General features: G+C 72.7%; 22 protein-coding genes. 12 read left to right on the top strand and 10 right to left on the bottom strand.

Features of this window, described 5'->3' with window-relative positions; all coding sequences use genetic code 11:
- Positions 1–2: 2 nt before the first annotated feature.
- Both ACF06X_RS27560 and ACF06X_RS27555 read right to left on the bottom strand, forming a co-directional pair.
- Positions 3–890, bottom strand: a complete 888-nt coding sequence (locus ACF06X_RS27560; protein ID WP_392289976.1) for an alpha/beta hydrolase fold domain-containing protein — start codon at positions 888–890, stop codon at positions 3–5.
- Positions 887–1,444, bottom strand: coding sequence for a quercetin 2,3-dioxygenase (locus ACF06X_RS27555; protein WP_392289975.1), 558 nt, complete (start codon positions 1,442–1,444; stop codon positions 887–889). The genes ACF06X_RS27560 and ACF06X_RS27555 overlap by 4 nt, the downstream gene beginning before the upstream one ends.
- 105 nt (positions 1,445–1,549) lie before the next feature.
- Between ACF06X_RS27555 and ACF06X_RS27550 the strand changes: the two genes are divergently transcribed.
- Both ACF06X_RS27550 and ACF06X_RS27545 read left to right on the top strand, forming a co-directional pair.
- Positions 1,550–1,999 (top strand): MarR family winged helix-turn-helix transcriptional regulator, encoded by a 450-nt coding sequence (locus ACF06X_RS27550; protein ID WP_392289974.1) that lies wholly within the window; start codon positions 1,550–1,552, stop codon positions 1,997–1,999.
- A 205-nt stretch (positions 2,000–2,204) separates the two neighbouring features.
- Positions 2,205–3,041 carry an oxaloacetate decarboxylase gene (locus tag ACF06X_RS27545; protein ID WP_392289973.1) on the top strand — a complete coding sequence of 279 codons (837 nt, stop codon included), beginning with the start codon at positions 2,205–2,207 and terminating at the stop codon, positions 3,039–3,041.
- 15 nt (positions 3,042–3,056) lie between these two features.
- Here ACF06X_RS27545 and ACF06X_RS27540 read toward each other — a convergent pair whose 3' ends face one another.
- Positions 3,057–3,686, bottom strand: coding sequence for an alpha-ketoglutarate-dependent dioxygenase AlkB (locus tag ACF06X_RS27540; protein ID WP_392289972.1), 630 nt, complete (start codon positions 3,684–3,686; stop codon positions 3,057–3,059).
- A gap of 54 nt (positions 3,687–3,740) precedes the next feature.
- On the bottom strand, positions 3,741–4,850 hold the full coding sequence (locus tag ACF06X_RS27535) for a PP2C family protein-serine/threonine phosphatase (RefSeq protein ID WP_392289971.1): 1,110 nt from the start codon (positions 4,848–4,850) through the stop codon (positions 3,741–3,743).
- Positions 4,851–4,955: 105 nt separating this feature from the next.
- On the opposite strand from ACF06X_RS27535, the gene ACF06X_RS27530 reads away from it, so the two are divergent.
- The 4 genes from ACF06X_RS27530 to ACF06X_RS27515 all read left to right on the top strand — a co-directional run bounded on the left by ACF06X_RS27530 (position 4,956) and on the right by ACF06X_RS27515 (position 7,512).
- A complete protein-coding gene (locus ACF06X_RS27530; RefSeq protein WP_392289970.1) occupies positions 4,956–5,600 on the top strand; it encodes a class I SAM-dependent methyltransferase in 645 nt (214 codons plus the stop codon).
- Positions 5,601–5,731: 131 nt separating this feature from the next.
- Complete coding sequence (locus ACF06X_RS27525) at positions 5,732–5,863, top strand: hypothetical protein (protein WP_392289969.1); 132 nt, start codon at positions 5,732–5,734, stop codon at positions 5,861–5,863.
- A gap of 144 nt (positions 5,864–6,007) precedes the next feature.
- On the top strand, positions 6,008–7,084 hold the full coding sequence (locus ACF06X_RS27520) for a hypothetical protein (protein WP_392289968.1): 1,077 nt from the start codon (positions 6,008–6,010) through the stop codon (positions 7,082–7,084).
- Between the two features lie 170 nt (positions 7,085–7,254).
- Complete coding sequence (locus tag ACF06X_RS27515; protein WP_392289967.1) at positions 7,255–7,512, top strand: hypothetical protein; 258 nt, start codon at positions 7,255–7,257, stop codon at positions 7,510–7,512.
- Between the two features lie 95 nt (positions 7,513–7,607).
- Here the strand turns inward: ACF06X_RS27515 and ACF06X_RS27510 are convergent, their stop codons facing one another.
- The 5 genes from ACF06X_RS27510 to ACF06X_RS27490 all read right to left on the bottom strand — a co-directional run bounded on the left by ACF06X_RS27510 (position 7,608) and on the right by ACF06X_RS27490 (position 13,982).
- Positions 7,608–8,387: an ABC transporter permease gene (locus ACF06X_RS27510; RefSeq protein ID WP_392289966.1), complete on the bottom strand. Its 780-nt coding sequence runs from the start codon at positions 8,385–8,387 to the stop codon at positions 7,608–7,610.
- Complete coding sequence (locus ACF06X_RS27505; RefSeq protein WP_392289965.1) at positions 8,384–9,256, bottom strand: ABC transporter ATP-binding protein; 873 nt, start codon at positions 9,254–9,256, stop codon at positions 8,384–8,386. The genes ACF06X_RS27510 and ACF06X_RS27505 overlap by 4 nt, the downstream gene beginning before the upstream one ends.
- Positions 9,257–9,418: 162 nt before the next feature.
- Positions 9,419–10,483 carry a polyprenyl synthetase family protein gene (locus tag ACF06X_RS27500; protein WP_392289964.1) on the bottom strand — a complete coding sequence of 355 codons (1,065 nt, stop codon included), beginning with the start codon at positions 10,481–10,483 and terminating at the stop codon, positions 9,419–9,421.
- Positions 10,484–10,713: 230 nt separating this feature from the next.
- Positions 10,714–13,209 carry a SpoIIE family protein phosphatase gene (locus tag ACF06X_RS27495; RefSeq protein WP_392289963.1) on the bottom strand — a complete coding sequence of 832 codons (2,496 nt, stop codon included), beginning with the start codon at positions 13,207–13,209 and terminating at the stop codon, positions 10,714–10,716.
- A gap of 314 nt (positions 13,210–13,523) precedes the next feature.
- Entirely contained in the window at positions 13,524–13,982 is a 459-nt protein-coding gene (locus ACF06X_RS27490) for a DUF6223 family protein (RefSeq protein WP_392289962.1), read from the bottom strand.
- 229 nt (positions 13,983–14,211) lie between these two features.
- Here ACF06X_RS27490 and ACF06X_RS27485 point away from each other — a divergent pair, with 229 nt between their 5' ends.
- From ACF06X_RS27485 to ACF06X_RS27470, 4 genes are all read left to right on the top strand, one after another.
- Positions 14,212–15,360: a sensor histidine kinase gene (locus ACF06X_RS27485; RefSeq protein WP_392289961.1), complete on the top strand. Its 1,149-nt coding sequence runs from the start codon at positions 14,212–14,214 to the stop codon at positions 15,358–15,360.
- Complete coding sequence (locus tag ACF06X_RS27480; protein ID WP_392289960.1) at positions 15,357–16,019, top strand: response regulator; 663 nt, start codon at positions 15,357–15,359, stop codon at positions 16,017–16,019. The genes ACF06X_RS27485 and ACF06X_RS27480 overlap by 4 nt, the downstream gene beginning before the upstream one ends.
- Before the next feature lie 85 nt (positions 16,020–16,104).
- Positions 16,105–16,404: a hypothetical protein gene (locus ACF06X_RS27475; RefSeq protein WP_392289959.1), complete on the top strand. Its 300-nt coding sequence runs from the start codon at positions 16,105–16,107 to the stop codon at positions 16,402–16,404.
- Positions 16,401–16,685: a hypothetical protein gene (locus tag ACF06X_RS27470; RefSeq protein ID WP_392289958.1), complete on the top strand. Its 285-nt coding sequence runs from the start codon at positions 16,401–16,403 to the stop codon at positions 16,683–16,685. The genes ACF06X_RS27475 and ACF06X_RS27470 overlap by 4 nt, the downstream gene beginning before the upstream one ends.
- A gap of 27 nt (positions 16,686–16,712) precedes the next feature.
- Here the strand turns inward: ACF06X_RS27470 and ACF06X_RS27465 are convergent, their stop codons facing one another.
- The gene (locus ACF06X_RS27465) at positions 16,713–17,075 is read right to left on the bottom strand and encodes an ArsR/SmtB family transcription factor (protein WP_392289957.1); all 363 of its coding nucleotides are present in this window, start codon (positions 17,073–17,075) and stop codon (positions 16,713–16,715) included.
- Between the two features lie 165 nt (positions 17,076–17,240).
- Here ACF06X_RS27465 and ACF06X_RS27460 point away from each other — a divergent pair, with 165 nt between their 5' ends.
- Positions 17,241–18,626: an NAD(P)-binding domain-containing protein gene (locus ACF06X_RS27460; RefSeq protein WP_392289956.1), complete on the top strand. Its 1,386-nt coding sequence runs from the start codon at positions 17,241–17,243 to the stop codon at positions 18,624–18,626.
- A 23-nt stretch (positions 18,627–18,649) separates the two neighbouring features.
- Positions 18,650–19,852, top strand: coding sequence for an MFS transporter (locus ACF06X_RS27455; protein ID WP_392290190.1), 1,203 nt, complete (start codon positions 18,650–18,652; stop codon positions 19,850–19,852).
- Positions 19,853–19,881 lie beyond the last annotated feature (29 nt).

Here is a 19,881-nt window from a genome sequence, read left to right as displayed (position 1 = left end):
CGTCAGGTCTGGAGCCGTCGGGCGAACGCGAGGGAGCGGGCGAAGATCTCGGTCACCTGGGAATCGGCCGCCCCGTGCCAGCCGTGGTCGGCGCCCGGCACCCGCCACAGCTCCACCGGGGACCCGGCGCTCTCCAGCGCCGCGGCGAGGGACTCGCTGTGCGAGCAGTCCACCATGGTGTCCGCGTCTCCGTGAACGAGAAGGAACGGTGGCGCGCCCGTTGAGACCTGCAGCAGCGGGCTGGCGGCGCGGGCGCGCTCCGGAGCGGCGGCCGGGGCGGCGCCCAGCATGAGCGCCTCGGGGGTGGTGGCGTCTTCGGGTCCGAAGCCGCCCCGGGCGGTGGTGAGATCGCTCGGCCCGTACCAGATCACCGCGCCGATCAGCGGCGGGTCGACGTGTGTCAGGGCGAGGAGGGAGGCGAGGTGCCCGCCCGCCGACTCGCCCCACACCACCGTGCGGCCCGTGTCGATGCCGAGTTCGGCCGAGCGCAGCGTGAGCCATCGCAACGCCGTGCGCAGATCGTCCGCCGGGGCGGGGAAGGCGGCTTCCCCGCTGAGCCGGTAGTCGACGCAGGCGACGGCGGAGCCGGCGGCGGCGAGACGGGCGAACGGCCCCGGTGCCCAGGGGCGCGTACGCATTCCCATGTCGTCGCGCCTGCCTCGTCGCCAGGCACCGCCGTGCACGAACAGCACCAGAGGACAGGGGCCGGTCGGGTCGGCCGGGGGCAGCCACAGGTCGAGTTCCAGCGGACGGCCGCCCTCGACGTCCGCGTAGGGCACGCCGCGCAGTTCGCGTACGCCGGCGTCGTGCGACACGGCCGGCGGGAGCGGAGCGAGGTCGGGGTGGGGTGCGGTGATGAGTTCCCGGAGCGCGGGGCCGGTCGCCGTCATCGGGTCCGCCACTGGTGATCGGGCAGGAAGCGTACGTCGAACCGCTCGGGTACGGTCGCGAATCTGCCGGGCTCCGGCACGACGGAGGACTGTGGCAGGCCGAGCTGCTCGGCGGGCGCGCCCAGGTTCTCGAAGAACCGCTCGAAGGTCCCGCCGGGGCCGGCGGCGACGCCGACGACCTGACTGTGGTGGCGCTCCATGCGGTACGCGTGGCGGCAGTTCTTGGGTACGAAGCCGAAGTCGCCCGGGGTGAGCAGCTTCTCCTGCTGGTCGCCCTCGGTGTCCTCGACGAACAGGCGGACGGCGCCCTGGGTGACGTAGAAGACCTCGTGGGTGTCGGCGTGCACGTGGGCCGGGATCAGGTCGCCCTTGGGGCCCTCGACGGTGAAGAAGTTGAAGGTGTTCTCGGTCTGCTCGCCACCGGCGTAGATGGTGATCAGGTCACCGAAGAGGTGAGCCCGGTCGCCCTCGCCCTTCTCGATGAAGTACGGCTTTCCCGGCTCCGGGGGGATGTGTGAGGCCCGCCGGTAGCGGGTGGCGTACTCGATGGTCATGGCTGCTCCTCGGATCGACCTCCGCCAGAATGTCAGGCAGCCTGACATGAGAGGGTGGGGACAATCAAGCGCTGGACACGAACCCGGCACCCTCGTGAGGACGCGATGCAGTCGAACCGCCGTAACCTGCCCCAGCTGCTCGGGGACGCCCGACGCTGGTTCGAGGAAGGCCTGTTGGCGGCTCTTGAGGCGGGCGGCGCCATGCCGGTGACTCCGACCCAGGCGCAGCTCTTCGCCGTCCTGGACGACCGGGGCACGACGGTGTCCGAGCTGGCCCGCCGCATGGGCGTCACCCGGCAGACCGCGCACCAGGCGGTACACGCCCTGATCGCCGCCGGCCTGCTCGAACAGACCCCCGACCCGGCCTCCGCACGCCGACGCCTGATCCGCCGCACCGAGGAAGGCGAACGCACCCACCGCCAGGCGATCACCATCCTCGACCGGCTGGAAGCCCAACTCGCCGACCGCATCGGCCAGGCCACGGTCACCTCCCTACGAACAGCCCTGGAAACCCCCTGGGGCCACCCACCCTCCCCGACATCCGACACCTGCTGACCCCGCCGCAGCCGTGGGCGGGGAGGGGCGAGGGCCACTCCTCACCTGCGTAACCGGCGCGCGCCCCCCTCCGCGGCCGGCGTGCTCGGTGGCTCGATCGGGTGACCGCCGTTTTGTGTGGGTGTCGAGCTCCCTGCGAAGCTTGCGTCGAAGATCCACGGCAGCGGTGGTCCCGCCACCGCTGCGCAATTCCCCGGGAGTGGCGATGAGTTACGGGCACAGGCTGCGCGACACGATCGCCGAGGCCGGGACGACACCCCTCATCGGCGTCTACGACATGTACTCGGCGTCCCTCGCGGCGAAGCACTACGACGGCTTCTTCCTCTCCGGTTTCGGGTTCGCCGCGTCCCACTACGGGCTGCCCGACATCGGCTTCATCGCCTGGCCGGACATCGTGGCCTTCGCCGAGCGGCTGCGGCACACCTTCCCCGCCCACCACCTGCTCGTCGACATCGACGACGGCTACGCCGATCCCGAGGTGGCCTGCCATGTCGTGCGCCGGCTGGACCGGGCCGGGGCGTCCGGGGTGATCCTCGAGGACCAGGAACGCCCGCGCAGGTGCGGGCACGCCGACGGCAAGCGGATCCTCCCGCTGGAGAAGTACCTCGACAAGCTGCGCCTGGTGCTCGACAACCGTGGCGACATGGTCGTGGTGGCCCGCACGGACGCCGTCGAGGAGGCCGAGATGCTGCGCAGGGCGGATGCCCTGGCCAAGAGCGGTGCCGACGTCGTCCTGGTGGACGGCGTGCGCGGCGTCGACGCGATCCGCCGACTCCGCGACGTGGTCGGCGACGTGCCGCTGCTGTTCAACCAGATCGGCGGCGGCAAGTCGCCGAGGCTGTCACTCTCCGAACTGACCGAACTGGGCGTGGCCGTGGCGATCTACAGCACCCCGTGCCTCTTCGCCGCCCACGAGGCGATCGACAGGGCACTCGCGGGCCTGAAGGCGGCGGACGGCCGGCTTCCCGAACCGGCGGGGCAGGGCACCGTGGGCGTACGCGAGTCCACGGAGCTCCTGGAGCTCAACCTCCACAGCCGGTAGGCCGGCCGCCCCCGCTCAGGAGACGCCCCGGGGGCGGAACTGGATGCTGATCCGGGGGCCCACCGCGCGGGTCGACTTGGGGATCGCGTGTTCCCACGTGCGCTGGCAGGAGCCGCCCATCACCACCAGGTCGCCGTGGCCCAGCGCCAGCCGCAGGGCCGCCGCGCCACCGCCGCGCGGGCGCAGCGCCAGGTCCCGGGGGTCGCCCACGGAGAGGATGGCGACCATGGTGTCCTCAGTGGCCGAGCGCCCGGTGCGGTCGCCGTGCCAGGCCACGCTGTCGCGGCCGTCGCGGTACAGGCAGAGACCGGCCGTGACGAACGGCTCGCCCAGCTCCGGCGCGTAGTACGAGCTCAGCGCTGACCGGGCCTCCTCGAGGACCGGGTGCGGCAGGGGCTCGCCCTCCCGGTAGTAGGCGAGCAGCCGGGGTACGTCGACCTCCCGCTCGTACATGTGCCGCCGCTCGGCCCGCCAGGGGACCCCGGCGGCCAGTTCCTCGAACAGCGCGTCCGCTCCGGTCAGCCAGCCCGGGAGCAGGTCGATCCAGGCGCCGCTGCCCAGCTCACGCCGCCGTACGCCGTGCAGCGGTCCGAGCCGGATGTCGTCACCCTGGTCGAACAGCGAGGCCTGGAGATGTGCGTGCATGGATTCAGCCTACCCACTGAAAACGAACGTATGAGCGAATAGGGTGGGAGTGGCTCACGCCGGTGGGGAGCGCTCGATCGCGATCATGGCGGCGTCGTCGCCCAGCCGTCCGCCGACATGGTGGAGCAGATCCCGGCGGAGGCGGCGCAGGAACAGGTCGGGGCCGCCCTCGTTCCAGCCGGCGATGCGCTCGGTGAGGGGATAGAACGCGCCGGTGCGGTCGCGGGCCTCGATGACCCCGTCGGTGTAGACCAGCAGGAGGTCGCCGACCCCGAACGTGAAGGTGTCGACGTGGTAGTGGCGGCGCGCCAGCTCCCCCAGGCCCAGGGGAGGGGCGGGCTGATAGGCGTCGATCGTCAGGGGGCGACCGTCGCGCAGGACGACCGGCGGCGGGTGCCCGCAGTCGATCATGTCGACCCTGCTGTCGTCGTCGGGGATGTCCAGAACGACGGCGGTGATGAAGGTCTCTCCGGACTCCTCCGCCTCACCGGTCTCGGCCAGGTCCCAGCAGACCGCCCCATCGAGGTACGTGACCAGTTCGACCAGACTCGCCTCGCGGTGGGCGGCGGCCCGGAAGGCGCCGAGCAGCAGGGCGGCGTCTCCGACGGCGGTCATGCCCTTGCCCCGTACGTCACCGACGATCAGCCGGGTGCCGGAGCCGGTCCGTGCGGCCGCGTAGAGGTCACCGCCGATCTCGGCCTCGGCCTCGGCCGCGAGATAGACGGAGGCGACGCGCAGAGGGCCGATCCGCTTCGGCAGCGGCCGCAGGACGACACGCTGGGCGGTCTCGGACACGTACTTCAGTTGCGTCAGCTGTCTCGCCCGGCGCTCCCGCAGCACGCAGAAGAACACGAGGCTCGCCCCCACCAGGACCAGGGCGGCGATCTGCGCCTGGTGGTTCGCCGAGAACAGCTCGCCCCGGTCGCGCAGCACCGCGATGACGGCCTGGGCCACCACGGCGAGGGCGGCCACCACCCCCGTGAGCCGGGGGCCCGCGAACGAGGCGGTGATCGCCGGGGCCGCGACCAGGAGCGGCCCCAGGTGGATGTCGGGCGGCGCGAGCACGTCGATCACGACGACCGCCACCATCAGCGCGATCGGGATGGCCACCCTCGCGTGACCCGCTCGCGTCGACCGGAGAGGACCTCGTAGGCGCTGCGACACACCTCCTCTCTACACCTGCCCCGCGCGGCGCGCAGCGCAAGTGGGGGCCGCTCTCGGGCCCGGACGGCCTTGATCGCCCCGCGGCCCGCCGACTACGCTGATCCGATGCCCCGCCCCGCCCCCGAGCCGTACTGGAACACCAACGTCGCTCGGCATCGGGGCATCCTGCGCGCTGTTCCCGAGGGCTGTGGCGACGCGCTGGATGTGGGGTGCGGGGACGGGCTGCTGGCGTGGAAGCTCGCCGGGCGGGCGCAGCGCGTCACCGGCATCGACACGTCGCCGGAGATGCTCGCCCGCGCCCGCGAGCTCGCCGGTGTCGGCCACCCGGACCTTCCAGGCCTTCCGGATCTCACCTTCCTGGAGGGTGACTTCCTGACCGCCGAACTCCCCGCCTCGGGCTACGACTTCGTCTGTTCGGTCACCACGATCCATCACATGGACTTCGAGGCCGCCCTCACCCGGATGCGCGACCTGCTGCGGCCCGGCGGCACCCTGGTGGTGGTCGGCCTGGCCCGCGACGGGAGCCTGGCGGAGCGGGCCGCGACAATCGCGGCCGCCCCTCTCGTACGGACCACGAAGGTGCTGCGTCGGGCCGGCGGCCCGGAGGGCATGCCGGTCGCCGACCCGCGGATGAGCTACGGGCAGGTGCGGGCCGCGGCGCGGCACCTGCTTCCGGGCATGCGCTACCGCCGCCACGTGCTCCGCCGGTACTCGCTGACCTGGAAGAAGCCCGACACGCCGAGCACGTGACCTTCGCCGGCTCCCGACACGCCGGGGTCCGCCCATCCGGTGGAGCCGCCTGATTGTTTCTGCGGTGAGGTTCCGCGCGGCTCCGGTGTAGCAGGCCGAGCGCCCGCCGTTCCGCCCGTACACATTCCGCCATGGCCAGCACCTTCCTGCGGCGCGGCGTGCCCGCGCTCGCTCTCGTTCCCCTTCTCCTCGCCGGACCGGCCCTCGCCCACCGCCCCCGCCAGCCTCCGCGCCCGGGCCGCATCGCCTTCACCTCCCGCTGACCGCAGTCGGGAGCCGGTGAGCGTCAACAGCCCGCCGGTGTTCCCTTTTTCGAGGGTTTAGCCCGGAAAACGCCTCGATGTCTCGTTGTGGAGCGGTGACGGGTCACAGCATGGGAAGACCCGTTCTTGATCAAGGAGCCGCGCATGCCCAGGGCCGTTGCCGACGTCGTCCTGCCCGACCTCTACTGTCCGTTGGAGTCCGCGATCCATCGTCACGTACGTGACGTGGACGCCCGCGCCGTGGAGTGGATCCGGGGGAGCGGCATGTGCGCCTCCAGCCACGAGGAGGCCTGGGTCGTGGCCACGCACAGCACCGATTTCTACGCCCGGTTCGCGCCGGTCGCCGACGACGACCGTCTGCTGGCGACGTCGCTGTGGGTCTACTGGGGATTCGCGTTCGACGACGCCCGCTGCGACAACGGCCCCCTGAGCCGTCGCCCGGCCGAGTTCAACGCGCTCGCCGGACGCGTGCAGCGTGCCGCCGAGGCGCCGTCGGCGGCCGACGGCGGCGAGCGGTTCGTGGGGCCCCTGCAGGACATCGTCGGCCGCTTCCGGTCCTTCGGCTCGCCGACGCAGGTCCGCCGTTTCACGGAGGCCCACCGCGCGTGGCTCTCCGGTGTCTGCTGGCAGATCGGCAACCAGGCGGCGGACCGCATGCCGGAGCTCGACGAGTACCTGGCCATGAGACTGCTGGCGTCGGGCGGCGAGCCGACGTTCGCGATGCTGGAGCTGGCGACCGGCCTGGAGGTACCGCAGGCGGAGCTGAGCCGGCCCGTGGTGCGCGCGCTGACGGAGATGGCCATCCTGGTGGCCGCGCTCGACAACGACCGGCACTCGCTGCGCAAGGAGGTGTCACGCGGCCACGCCGACCAGAACATCTACAGCGTCCTCATGCACCACCGAGACCTGTCCCTTCAGGAGGCGGTGGAAGCGGCCACGTGTGTCAGAGACCGGGTCCTGACACGCTTCCTGCAAGTGCACGACCGGGTCAGGCCGCGCGCGGGCGTCGAGCTGAGCAGCTACCTCCAGGGGCTTCGGTACGGCATTCGCGGCAACGCGGAATGGGGCCTTCGGGTACCGCGCTATCTGAGCCTGGGACACGTCCCGGACCCGATGGACGAAGCCCCGCTCGCCTGGGCCGAGGCCCCTGCCGACGGCAGGAGCGAGCCGCTTCCGGCGGCGCCCTCCCTCGCGTGGTGGTGGGACGACCACCTGTTCTGAGTGAAAGGTGACAGGCCTAAGAATCAATTCGCATATCGACGCGGAGATGAGGTTATTTCCGACGCCCCCTTGGAGGGAAATCGTCGGGCCTTATCGATTCTTCGCCGCACCGCACGGATAGGGTGCTGAATTGAGTCGATCAACCCCCCACATATTCTTCGGAGTCATTCATGTCATTTCTTCGTCGTGCTGCCGTGATCACCATCGCGGCGACCGCACTGGTGGCCGGCGGCGCCGCCGCCTCGGCGTCCGCGTCTCCCTCGGCACCGTCCACGCTGAGCGACGGCCGCGGCGACGGGGGCCACGGCGGCGGACGTCCGATCCAGTTCGGCCCGTTCTCGTTCCCGAGCAACGGCAGCGTGGGCTTCGGATGGAGCACGTCCAACGGCGGGGGCCTCGGCTCCCACGGCGGGGGCTTCGGCTTCTGACCCCTGGCCGGACCGGCGCGTGACGCGCGGAGCGGGTGGGGTACGGACATCAGGTCCGTACCCCACCCGCTTCTTTCTGTCCGGCGGCCTTTCGCTCAGCGCTTGAGCGTGGCGGCGCTGGCGATCAGGACCCCGACGACGCACACGAGAATGAGGACGGCGTCCCGGACGAAGACGCCGGTGACGCCCTCGTGTGTGGCGGCTTCCGTGGCCGCCTGGACCGCGTACGTCATCGGCATGACCTGGGCCATGGCGTCGAGCGCCCCGTGCATCTCCTCCCGTGGCACGAACAGCCCACACACCAGGAACTGCGGCAGGACACCGGCGGGCAGGAACTGCACCGCCTGGAACTCGTTGCGCGCGAAGGCGCTGACGAGAAGGCCCAGCGCGAGCCCCAGCAGGGCTCCGAGCATGGCGATGACCATGAGGAGGTAGGCGGGACCCTTGATGTCGAGGCCCAGCGGGCCGATCGCCAGCAAGGTGGACAGCACCGCCTGGAGCAGCGCGAGGAACGCGAACGCCAGGCTGTAGCCGAGGACGATGTCGAGTCGCTGCACGGGGAGGGTGAGCAGGCGCTCCGCGGTCCCCGACGTCCGCTCCCGCAGCGTCGACACGGAGGCGACCAGATACATCACGATGACCGGGAAGATGCCGAACACCTGCGGGCCCACCCGCTCGAAGGACTCCTCGGCGTCGCGGAACATCAGCTTGAGCAGCACCATGAGCATGCACGGGATGACGAGCATCAGCGCGGTGCTTCCCCGGTCGCGGGAGATCTGCTGAAGCACGCGCTGGGCCGTCGCGACGGTGATGCTCGGCGAGAACGGCAGCGGGCGCCCCCGCAGCTGCGGGACCGAGGGACGCTCCGCGCTCACCTGCGGGCTTCCGATGCGAAGTACGGACGGTCGGGATCGGGGAGCGCCTCGCTGATCAAGGGACCGGGGATGCGCTCCGCGACCGGATGGGGGGCGGCCTCGGCCCTCGCCGCGGAGGTCACCAGGTACATGAACGCCTCCTCGACGCTGTTGCAGCCGGTGTGCATCAGCAGGTCCTCGCGCCCCGCCGAGGCGATCAACCGGCCCCCGCGCATCAGCAGCAGCCGGTCGCAGCGGTCCGCCTCGTCCATGACGTGGCTGGAGACGAGCAAGGTGGTTCCGCTCTCCGCGAGACGTTTGAAGGCTTCCCACAGTTCACGGCGGACCAAGGGGTCGAGCCCCACGGTCGGTTCGTCCATGACCAGCAGGTCCGGGGTGCCGAGTAGAGCCACGGCCAGCGACACGCGGGAGTACTGGCCGCCGGAGAGGCGGGCGACCGGCTTGTCGGCGTACTCGGCGAGGTCCACCTCCTTCACCACGCGGACCACGGCGTTCTCCCGCCGCCACCCCCGCATGCCGAGGGCGGCCGAGAAGTACCTGAGGTTCTCCAGAACGGTCAGATCCGGGTACACCGACGGTGCCTGGGTGACATACCCGACGCGGTAGCTGAGGGCCGGCGAGCCGGCGGGAAAGCCCAGCACCTGCACATGGCCGGCCGTGCTCGCCTGAATGCCGACCACCGAGCGCAAAAGTGTGGTCTTCCCACAGCCGCTGGGGCCCAGAAGCCCGACAATGGCGCCTCTGGGCACCGTGAACGAAATGTCGTGCAGCAGGGTGTGCTTTCCCCGCGTGACGTGCAGGCCGTACACGCTGACGGCTGGGGGCCCGGACACATCCCGCCCTCTCGTGTGAGTGTCGGATGAAAACATCCACGGCTGACTGCCGGCGGTGATGACGGCCGGACAGAAGCATGACGTGGCTACGTCCGACTGAACGTACCGGCATGACCCTTCGTTAGGAAAATCCCGTTACGCCCACAGGTGTGTATTCCCGCCGAGCCGTCGGAACACCGGTCGTTCCCCGCCCGGTCCTCATCGATCGCGTCTCGTCAGCAGCATGGCCAGCTCGTGCAACTGCCGGTACACCTCGGCCGTCGGCCGCGCCCGCGACAGGGCGCGCATCGCGGCCGCCGTCTGCCGGGACACCTCCCTCTCGGTCGCCTCCCGGCCGCCGGCCCGCTCGACCAGCTCGGCGGCGAGCGCGATCTCCGACTCGTTCAGCGGCTCCGGCCGTGCGTACAGCGCGGCCAGGCTCCGGCCCGCGGCGCCCTCGTCGGCCAACGCCGCGACGACAGGCAGGGACTTCTTCCGCGCCGCGAGATCCGCTCCGACCGGTTTGCCGCTCTGCGCGCTGTCGCCCCAGATGCCGAGCAGATCGTCCACGCACTGGAAGGCCACCCCCAGGCAGCGGCCGAAGTCCCGCAGCCCGGCGACCCGTTCGGCGTCGGCCCCCGCCAGCACACCGCCCAGCGCGCAGGCGCACCCCATCAGGGCGCCGGTCTTGCCCGCCGCCATGGCCAGGTACTGCCCCACCTCGACATGGCCCACCTTCTCGAACGCCACGTCCTGACTCTGACCGACCATCAGGTCGCTCAGCATCACCAACGCCTCGCGCACCGCCGTGTCGGCCAGCGGTCCGGGCGTCGCCATCAGGGCCCGCAGCGCGCCCACCAGGAGGGCGTCGCCGGTCAGCACCGCCGCGGGCGTGCCGTAGACGGCCCAGGCGGCCGAGCGGTGGCGGCGCAGGGGGTCGCCGTCGATCACGTCGTCGTGCAGGAGCGAGAAGTCGTGGATCAGCTCGACCGCGACCGCTCCGGGAACGGCGCACTCGGCCGGACCGCCGACCGCCCGGGCGGCCAGGAACACCAGGGCGGGCCGTACGGCCTTCCCACCGCCCTCGCCGCCCGCCGACGAGGGCAGTTGCGTGCCGTCCGCCTCGCACCATCCGCGGTGGTACCGGGCGATGCGGCGTTCCGGCTCGGGAAGAGCGCCGATCGCGTCCCGCAAGGCGGGGGCGACGAGGGTGCGGGCTCTGTGCAGGACCGATGCGACGGACGTGGCGGTCGTCGTCGGTTCCGTCGTGGTCAGTGCGGTCATGACCGACCCCCGATGACCGGGTGGGGCGGTTCGGTGGCGTCGATGAAGAATTGCTGGGCCCGGAGACCGGGACGAACCTGCTCGTATCGCATGCCGCCCAGCTAAGCGAGAGGAAGGCGCGGCTGTCACTCTCAGCAACCAAAAGCCGCGAAATTCACCCATAGTGATCGCTGGGGCTGATTTGCGGGTTATCGGGCGGCTCGTCAGCGTGAGCGTATCGCCGGTCGGCGTCACCGCGGAATCGGCTGTTCGGCCCAGATCGTCTTGCCGGTCGCGGTGTAGCGGGTGCCCCACTGCTGCGTCATCTGCGCGACGAGGAACAGGCCGCGGCCGCCCTCGTCCTCGTTCCCCGCGCGCCGCAGATGGGGCGAGGTGTGGCCGGTGTCGGAGACCTCGCAGATCAGGGTGCGGTCGCGGATGAGCCGTAGCTGGATGGGGCCGGAGGCGTACCGGATGGCGTTGGTGACCAGTTCGCTGACGACCAGTTCGGTGGTGAAGGAGAGCTCCCCGTCCAGCCCCCACGCGCCGACCTGACGGGTGGCCAGGGCGCGGGCCCGGCTCACCACCTCCGGGTCGTCGGCCAGGTCCCAGGCGGCCACTTCGTCGCTGTCCAGGGTCCGCGTGCGTACGAGGAGGAGTGCGGCGTCGTCGTCGACGGGGCCCGGCAGCAGCGTGGCGACGATCCGGTCGCACAGGTCGTCGAGGGGACGGTCGTGCTCGTCGGCGAGGACGGCGTGCAGCGCGTCGAGTTCGGCGTCGCGGTCCCGGTCCCGGCCCTGGACGAGCCCGTCGGTGAACAGGGCGATGACGCTGCCCTCGGGGAGCGTGAACTCGCCGCTCTCGAACGGCAGGCCGCCGAGGCCGAGCGGCGGTCCGGCCGGCAGGTCGGGGTGCGTGACCGCGCCGGTGGCGGGGTCGACGACCGAGGGCAGCGGGTGGCCGGCGCGGGCCATGCTGCACCGCCCGGTCACCGGGTCGTACACGGCGTACAGACAGGTCACGCCGAAGGCCGCGTCGTCCATCTCCGCCTGGACCGCCGCCTGTTCGTGGGCGTCCTGGGTGATGAGTTCGTCGAGGCGGGCGAGGAGTTCGTCGGGCGGGAGGTCGAGCCGGGCGAGCGCGCGCACGCTCGTACGAATGCGGCCCATGGTGGCGGCGGCGCGCACACCGTGGCCGACGACGTCGCCGACGACCAGGCCGACGCGCGTACCCGACAGGGCGATCACGTCGTACCAGTCGCCGCCGACCCCGGCCCTGCTGTCCGCCGGCAGATAGCGGTGGGCGACGTCCACGCCGGTGAGCCGCGGCAGGTACCGGGGGAGCAGGCTGCGCTGGAGGGTGAGGGCGGCGGTGTGCTCACGGGTGAAGCGGCGGGCGTTGTCCATGCTGACGGCGGCTCGGGCCACCAGCTCCTCGGCCACGAGCAGATCACCGGACTCGAACGGGTCGGGGTGGCTGTCGCGGCGGAAGGTGACGACGCCGAGCGGGGACGTTTCGGTGCACAGCGGCACGGCGAGCCGGGAGTGCGCGCCGTCCGTCCGCGCCGGCCCCTCCGGTGCCGGGCCCTCCGGTGTCGGCCCCTTCGGTGCCGGGCCCTCCAGCACGGGGCGGCCGCCGGCCAGGCAGCGGGCCTGCAGCGAGTCCGGCGGATGGACGACCGGCTGGGGCGGTGCGGCCCTGCCCGCCGGGCCCGTGCGGACGTCCGGGCCCACGTCCGGGCCCGCGCCTCGGTCCTCGTCTGCCGCCGCCTCGGGGGCCGGTCCTTCCCACACCCGTACGAGACGCCTGGCGGTCGCCGTCCCCGGGGGCGGCTGCTCGCCCTCCAGGACGACGTCGATGAGGTCGACCGTGATGCCGTCGGCGAACTGCGGGACCGCCACGGCCGAGAGCTCCTGCGCCGTACGGGTCATGTCCAGGGAGGTGCCCACCCGGGCCCCGGCCCGTACGAGGAGGTCCAGCCGCTGCTGGGCGAGGTAGCGGTCGGTGATGTCCACCGACTCCTCGCACACGCCCAGGGCCGTGCCGTTCGCGCTCTGGAGCCGGTAGTAGGAGCAGGACCAGACGTGGTCGTGCTCCAGATCCGAGGGCGGGCGGCCGCTGTAGTGCAGGTCGATGACGGGCTCGCCGGTGGCGATCACCCGGCGCATGGTCTCCTCCAGCGTGGCCGTGTACCCCTCGGAGAGGATCTCGCCCTGGGCGACCATCTCGTCGGGGCCGAGGCCGGCGTACTGAGAGGCGCCCATCTCGTGGTAAAGGGCGCGGTTGGTCCATACGACCCGCAGATCGGTGTCGTAGATGGCGAGGCCGATGGGCGACTGGTCGACCAGGCCCCGGAGCATCGACTGGAGGGCCTCCCAGCGCTCCGTCTCGTCCGCGTCCGCCAGCGAGAGCAGCCTGGCGGGCCCCGTCCCGGTGTGCGACAGCGGGACGGTCGCGGTCGCCACGCGGATGACGCGGCCGTCCCGATGGCGCATGCGCAGCACCTGCCGCCGGGCGTGCGCCGCGCCCGGGAGGGGCGTGCCCGTCGCGTACGCACCGGGGTGATCGGCGACGAACGAGCCGATGGGGCGGCCCACCGCCTCGTGCGGGGGGTAGCCGAGCAGCGCGGACGCCGCCGGGCCCCAGCCGACGACGGTGCCGTCGGCGTCCAGGACGGCGGTCGCCGCTTTCGTCACATCGAGGGGGCCGCGGAAGTCGGCGTCCTCGGCCGCGTGCACCGCGCTCATGGCATCGGCCTCCCTACGTACCCTCATGGTCGGTCGGCAGTCCCTACCGCACAACCGCGCTCGGCCCGGCGGAGGGCCTTGCGTGGTGGTGCGGTACGCGTGGCCGTCGTGGCCCGCATGGCTCCCTCGGCCCTGTGACGCGTACGGCACCGGTGACGGCCGCGGCCGTGCGGGCGGTTCGTCGGAGGTGGACGGTCCGGCCGTCGCGCTGTGCCGTCAGAGTGAATCTCCCCAGCTCCCGGCGGGGAAGACGGGAGGGTCTCCGACCGTCCGCGCCGCGCCGCGCCGCGCCGTGTGCGGGTGCGGGTGCGGGTCTACGACGGCCGGGCCGTGCGGCGGGAGCGGCCCAGGGCCATCCCGCCGAGGACCAGGCTGATCAGCCCCACCACCAGGGCCACGATCGCCCCGCCCAGCCCGTTGCCGGTGCCGAGACCGCCGTCGGACGTGGCGACGACCAGCCCACCGAGCGCCATGGCGACCAGCCCCGCCGCCAGTGCCACGGACGCCCCGAGCCGCCCGGTGCCGGTGCCGGTGCCGAAGCGACCGGTGGGGCGGGCCAGGGCCAGCCCGCCGATGGCCACACCGATCAGCGCCAGCACGGCGGCCGTGGTGGCCCCGAGCCGACCGGCGCTCATGGTGTACACGTCGGCGGCGGCCGGCTGGACCGAGGCCCGCGCGGTCGCCGGCGCCGCGAGCACCCACGTCCCGAGCAGGGCGGCTCCGGTCGCCGCGACCACACGTCGGACCGCCTTCAGGGCTCCGTATGAGCTCATGGCCCTCTCCTCCTTCACACGCCTCGTCGGGCGAGGGTGACTGAATGTCTGACTGTCTGGGTGTCGCCCGATCATGTCGCCGGGGCGCCCAGCCGGTCGTCCCGCGGGCGCGGACACTTCGCGCTGCCGCGGACGCGGCAGGAACGCCCGTACGTACGACGGGCGCGGTAGTCGGCCTCTCGTCCGCGAGTGGGATCCGGCCGCGGCGGCGTCCGGCTAGGGTGCGCGCATGAGCACAGGACGGGCCGGTGCCCGGAGCGGATTCACAGACCTCCGGAGGGGACTCACGGACGGGGCGATCGCGCTCGGTGTGGCGGCGGCGCTCCTGGTCACGGGCGTGTCGGGGCAGCACTCCGCCACGCGCCTCGACCCGCTCGGCTACGCGCTGCTGGCGGCCGGCGGCCTGGCGCTGGCCGCGCGCCGCCGGGCTCCGGTGCCCGTCCTGGCCGTCACCGGGCTGTGCGCGGTGGGTTATCAGGCGGCCGGATTCGACGTGCCCGTCGTCGCGTTCCTGTTCGCGGTGTACGCGGCGGTACGGGCGGGGCACCGCACCCTCACTCTGGTGGCGAGCGTGACCATGCTGGCCGCGCTCCCGCTCGCCGCCATGGCAGCCGGACTCCACGACACGGGCGAGGCGTTCGCACGGGCCCGCGGCGCCCTGGAGATCGCCTGGCTGATCGCGGCCGGCGCCGCCGGTGAAGCGCTGCGGCAGGCCGAGCGGCGGGCGGACGAAGCCGAGCGCACCCGGGAGGAGACCGCGCGGCGCCGCGCCGACGAGGAGCGGCTGCGCATCGCACGGGAGCTGCACGACTCGCTCACCCACCAGATCTCGGTCATCAAGGTGCAGTCGGAGGTCGCCGTCCACGTGGCCCGCAGGCGCGGTGAACAGGTGCCGGAGGCGCTCCTCGCGATCCAGGCGGCCGGACGTGAGGCGACCCGCGAGCTGCGCGCGACCCTGGAGGCGCTGCGCGACGACGACACGACCCCGCCGCGCGGGCTCGCCCACGTCCCCGAACTCGTCGAACAGGCCCGGACCATCGGCCTGGACGCGACGCTGACGATCGAGGGCCACCACCACGACGTACCCGCCACCGTGGACCGTACCGCCTACCGGATCGTGCAGGAATCGCTCACCAACGTCGCCCGCCACGCCGGCGCCGCCACCGCGTCGGTCCGGATCGACTGCCGCCCGGACGCCCTCGCCATACGCGTCGACGACGACGGCACGGCGACGCCGGACACCGCCCCGACGCCCGGCATCGGCCTGCTCGGGATGCGCGAACGCGTCACCGCCCTCGGCGGTCGCCTGCGCGCGGAACCGCGAGGCGAGGGCGGCTTCACCGTCCAGGCCGAACTCCCCGTGGACCGGACCTCGTGATCCGCGTCCTGCTGGTCGACGACCAGCCGCTCATACGCAGCGGGTTCCGCGCGCTCCTCGACCTCGAGGACGACATCGAAGTGGTGGCCGAGGCAGCCGACGGGGAAGAGGGCCTGGCCCTCGCCAGGCACCATCTGCCCGACGTCGCGCTCATCGACATCCAGATGCCGGTCATGGACGGCATCGAGACGACCCGGCACATCGCGGCGGACCCGTCCCTGGCCGGGGTGCACGTCGTCATCCTCACCAACTACGGCATGGACGCCTACATCCTGGACGCGCTGCGCGCCGGCGCGGCGGGATTCCTCGTCAAGGACATCGTGCCGGAGGACTTCCTGCACGCGGTACGGGTCGCCGCCCGCGGCGACGCCCTGCTCGCCCCGTCGATCACCCGCAAACTGATCCACCGGTACGTCAGTCAGCCGCTCGCCGGCGACGCCGGGACGGGCCTGGAGGAACTGACCAACCGGGAACGGGAAGCCGTCGCCCTCGTCGCGCGGGGCCTGTCCAACGACGAGATAGCCGACCGCATGGTGATCAGCTCGCTGACCGCGAAGACCCATGTCAACCGGGCCATGGCCAAACTCCACGCCCGCGACCGCGCCCAACTCGTCGTCCTCGCCTACGAATCCGGCCTGGTGACCCCGCGCAGCCGATGACATCGGTCCTCCGATGCGCCGAGGCCTCCCCACGACCGTGTCGTCCGTCGTACGGTGGTCCTGCACGAGACGAGGAGGCCACAGGATGAGCGCGTACGCGAACCCGTACCGAATCGAGCCGGACGAGGGCCCGCAGACCCTCGCCGAACTCCGCGCCGCCCTCGCGGTCGTCGGCTCCGCCGAACTCGCCGCGTTCGACGCCCGGCTGGACGCCGCACGCTTCGGGCGGGAGCAGACGGCCGTCATCACACAGGCCCGTCACCTCGTCGCGCTGCGGACCCGGCGGGCCGACGTCGCGGAAGCCGTCCGCGCGTCCGTCGCCGGCGAGGCCGACCTCATCGGCGTCGACGACCTGTGGGCCGAGCTCGACAAGGGCGCCGCGTGACGCACTGGATCGTCCAGGTCCCCCGGCGGCTGTACGCCGAGTTCGCGCACCTGTCGCCCGGCGGGCGCCGCGCCGTGCACGACGCCCTGGCGCTCCTCGCCGCCGACCCACGGCCTCCCGGGTCGACGGGCGAGCCGGTCCAGGCCATCGAGCTCCGCCGCCTCACGACCGAGCCGACCACGGACACGGGCGTGGCGATCACCCTCCTGTACCGGGTGCACGACCCTCAGGGGAAGAGGCCGGGACGCGTAGAGCTGATCTTCATCCTCGCCGGTCCCTGACCGGGCCCACGACGCACCGACCCGGCGTCAGGCAGCGGCGGCGTTGGTGAGGAGCCGGCCCATGGCGGCCAGGACGGCCGGCTCGACGCGGTAGTAGACCCAGGTGCCGCGCCGCTCGGAGGAGAGCAGCCCGGCCTCCTTCAGCTTCTTCAGATGGTGGGAGACGGTCGGCTGGGAGACGCCGACGTCGGAGATGTCGCAGACGCACGCCTCGCCGCCCTCGTGCGAGGCGACGGCCGAGAAGAGCCGCAGCCGCACCGGATCGCCGAGCGCCTTGAACATGACGGCGGTCCGCTCGGCTTCCTCAGCGGTCAGAGGGCGCTCGGTCAGAGGCGGGCAGCACGGCTCGACGGCGGGCTCCAGCAGCGGCAAGACCTTCGTGTTCGACATGTGTCTATGTTGACATACGTCGAACCAAGTGCCGAGGGGTGCCGCGTACGTCTCCGTCTCGGCGCCCATGAAATCGATGGATGTCTATGTTGACGCTTATCGAAGCAGGTGCCATGCTGAGGGCGTACGAGATAGACGGACGTCGAAACAACCAAGGGGTACGTCATGAGCGCCACCGCCTCCGCCTGCGCCACCGAGCAGCCGCCCGTCGTGGTCATCGGCGCCGGACCCGCCGGTCTGGCCGCCGCCGCCCACCTCGTCGGCCGGGGCCTTCGGCCCCTGGTCCTGGAGGCGGGCCCGCAGGCGGGAGCGGCGGTGCGGGAGTGGGCGCACGTCCGGCTCTTCTCCACCTGGGGCGAACTCACCGACCCGGCCGCCGAGAAGCTCCTCGCCCCCACCGGCTGGACGAAGCCCGACGCGGCGACGTACCCGACGGGCGGCGACTGGGCGGAGCGGTACCTGCAGCCGCTCGCCGACGTCCTCGGCGACACGGTCCGGCTCGGCGCCCGGGTCACCGGCGTCTCCCGCGCCGGCCGCGACCGGGTCGTCGACGCCGACCGCGAAACCCGGCCCTTCACCGTCCACGTCCAGTACACCGACGGCCGCGAGGAGCGGATCCTCGCCCACGCCGTCATCGACGCGTCCGGCACCTGGGCCCTCCCCTCCCCGGCCGGCGGCGACGGGCTCCCGGCGCTCGGCGAGCGCGCGGCGGCCGACCGGATCTCCTACCGCGTCCCCGACCTCAAGGACCCGGCCGTCAGGGCCCGTTACGCCGGGAAGCGCACCGCCGTCATCGGCTCCGGCGCCTCCGCCTTCACCGCCCTCGCGTCACTCGCCGACCTCGCGAAATCCGAGGACGGCGACGGCACGCACGCCACCTGGATCCTGCGCCGCGGCATCTCCGGCTCCACCTTCGGAGGCGGCACCGCCGATCAGCTCCCCGCCCGCGGCGCCCTCGGCCTCGCGGCCAAGGCGGCGGTCGACGAGGGCCACGCCGACGCCGTCACCGGCTTCCGCACGCGGGCGATCGAGCGCGAAGGCGAGCGGCTCGTGCTGGTATCGGAGGACGGCCACCGGCTCGACCCGGTCGACGAGCTCATCGTCCTCACCGGCCTCCGCCCCGACCTGTCCTTCCTCGACGAACTCCGCCTGCGCCTGGACGAGCGGCTTCAGGCCCCCGTCGAACTGGCTCCGCTGATCGACCCCAACCAGCACTCCTGCGGCACGGTCTACCCGCACGGGGTCAAGGAGCTGTCCCACCCCGAACAGGGCGTGTACCTGGTCGGCATGAAGTCGTACGGCCGTGCCCCGACCTTCCTCGCCCTCACCGGCTACGAGCAGGTCCGCTCCGTCGTCGCGGCGATCGCCGGCGACCGCGAGGCCGCCGAGCGCGTCGAACTGGTGCTGCCGGAGACCGGAGTCTGCGGCGGGGCCGGCCTCTTCGACCAGCCCCGGACCGAGCAGGCGGCCGACGGCGGAGGCTGCTGCGCCCCCGCCCCCGCGCTCATCCAGCTCGGCGCCACCGCCCCGGCGCCCGCCTGCGGCTCGTGACCGGCCTCGACACCCGTACCCCCATGGACGGGGCCGCGACCGGAACGACGCTCCGGACGCGGCCCCGCGCCGTCCTGCCCGCGCTCTGCGCGACACAGATCACCAGCTGGGGAATCGTCTACTACGCCTTCCCCGTCCTCAACCCCCGGATCACGGCCGACACCGGCTGGTCCGCGGGCGCCACGATGGCGGCGTTCTCGCTCGCCCTTGCCGTCTCCGGCCTGGCCGGAATCCGCGTCGGCCGGATCATCGACCGCCGCGGCCCGCGCGCCGTCATGACCACCGGCTCCGCCGCCGGGACGCTCAGCCTCGTGATCATGGCCCTGGCTCCGAACCTGCCCGTGTTCTTCGCCGGCTGGACCCTGGCCGGGCTCGCCATGGCCACCACCTTCTACCAGCCCGCCTTCGCCGCCCTCACCCGGTGGTGGGCCCCCGACCACGTCCGCGCCCTCACCGTCGTCACCCTCGCCGGCGGCCTCGCCTCCACCGTCTTCGCCCCGCTCACCGCCGTGCTCGCCGACCACCTGACGTGGCGCACCACCTACCTCGTGCTCGCCGCGATCCTCGCCGCCGTCACGATCCCCGCCCACCTCTTCGCGCTCCGCGCGCCCTGGCCACCCGCTCCGCCGGCGGACGGCGGGACGGGAGGCGACGCGTGGGCGGTCGTACGCAGCCGGCCGTTCCTGCTGCTCGCCGTCGCGTTCACGCTCTCGGCGTTCGCGATGTACGCGGTCGTCGTCACCGTCGTCCCGCTGTTCCTCGAACGCGGCTACACCACCGGCCAGGCCGCCTGGGCCCTCGGCCTCGGCGGAGCCGGCCAGACCCTCGGCCGTACCCTCTACGCCACGCTCGCCCGCCGCACCGGCCCCACCACCCGCACGGTGCTCCTCATCGCCCTGGGCGGCCTGACCACCGCCGCCTTCGCCCTCATTCCCGGCCCGTACATCCTGCTGCTCGCCGTAGCGACCGGGGCCGGCATGGTCCGCGGCAACCTCACCCTTCTCCAGGCCACCGCCGTGACCGACCGATGGGGGACACGGCACTACGGCAGACTCTCCGGCCTGCTCAGCGCCCCCGCCCAGACCGCGGCCGCCCTCGCGCCCTTCACGGCGGCCCTCCTCGCCCCGGCGCTCGGCGGCCATCCGGAACTCTTCGCCGTGCTCGCGGGCCTCGGGGCGGCCGCGGCACTGATCGCCGGTGCCACCTCCGTCCGCACCCCGCGGTAGCACGCTCCTCGCTCCCGGCTCCTCGCTCC

The sequence above is a fragment of the Streptomyces sp. NPDC015346 genome (assembly GCF_043078785.1).
Taxonomy (GTDB): domain Bacteria; phylum Actinomycetota; class Actinomycetes; order Streptomycetales; family Streptomycetaceae; genus Streptomyces.
Note: the sequence above shows the minus strand (reverse complement) of the source record. Positions and strands in the feature narration are given on the sequence as shown.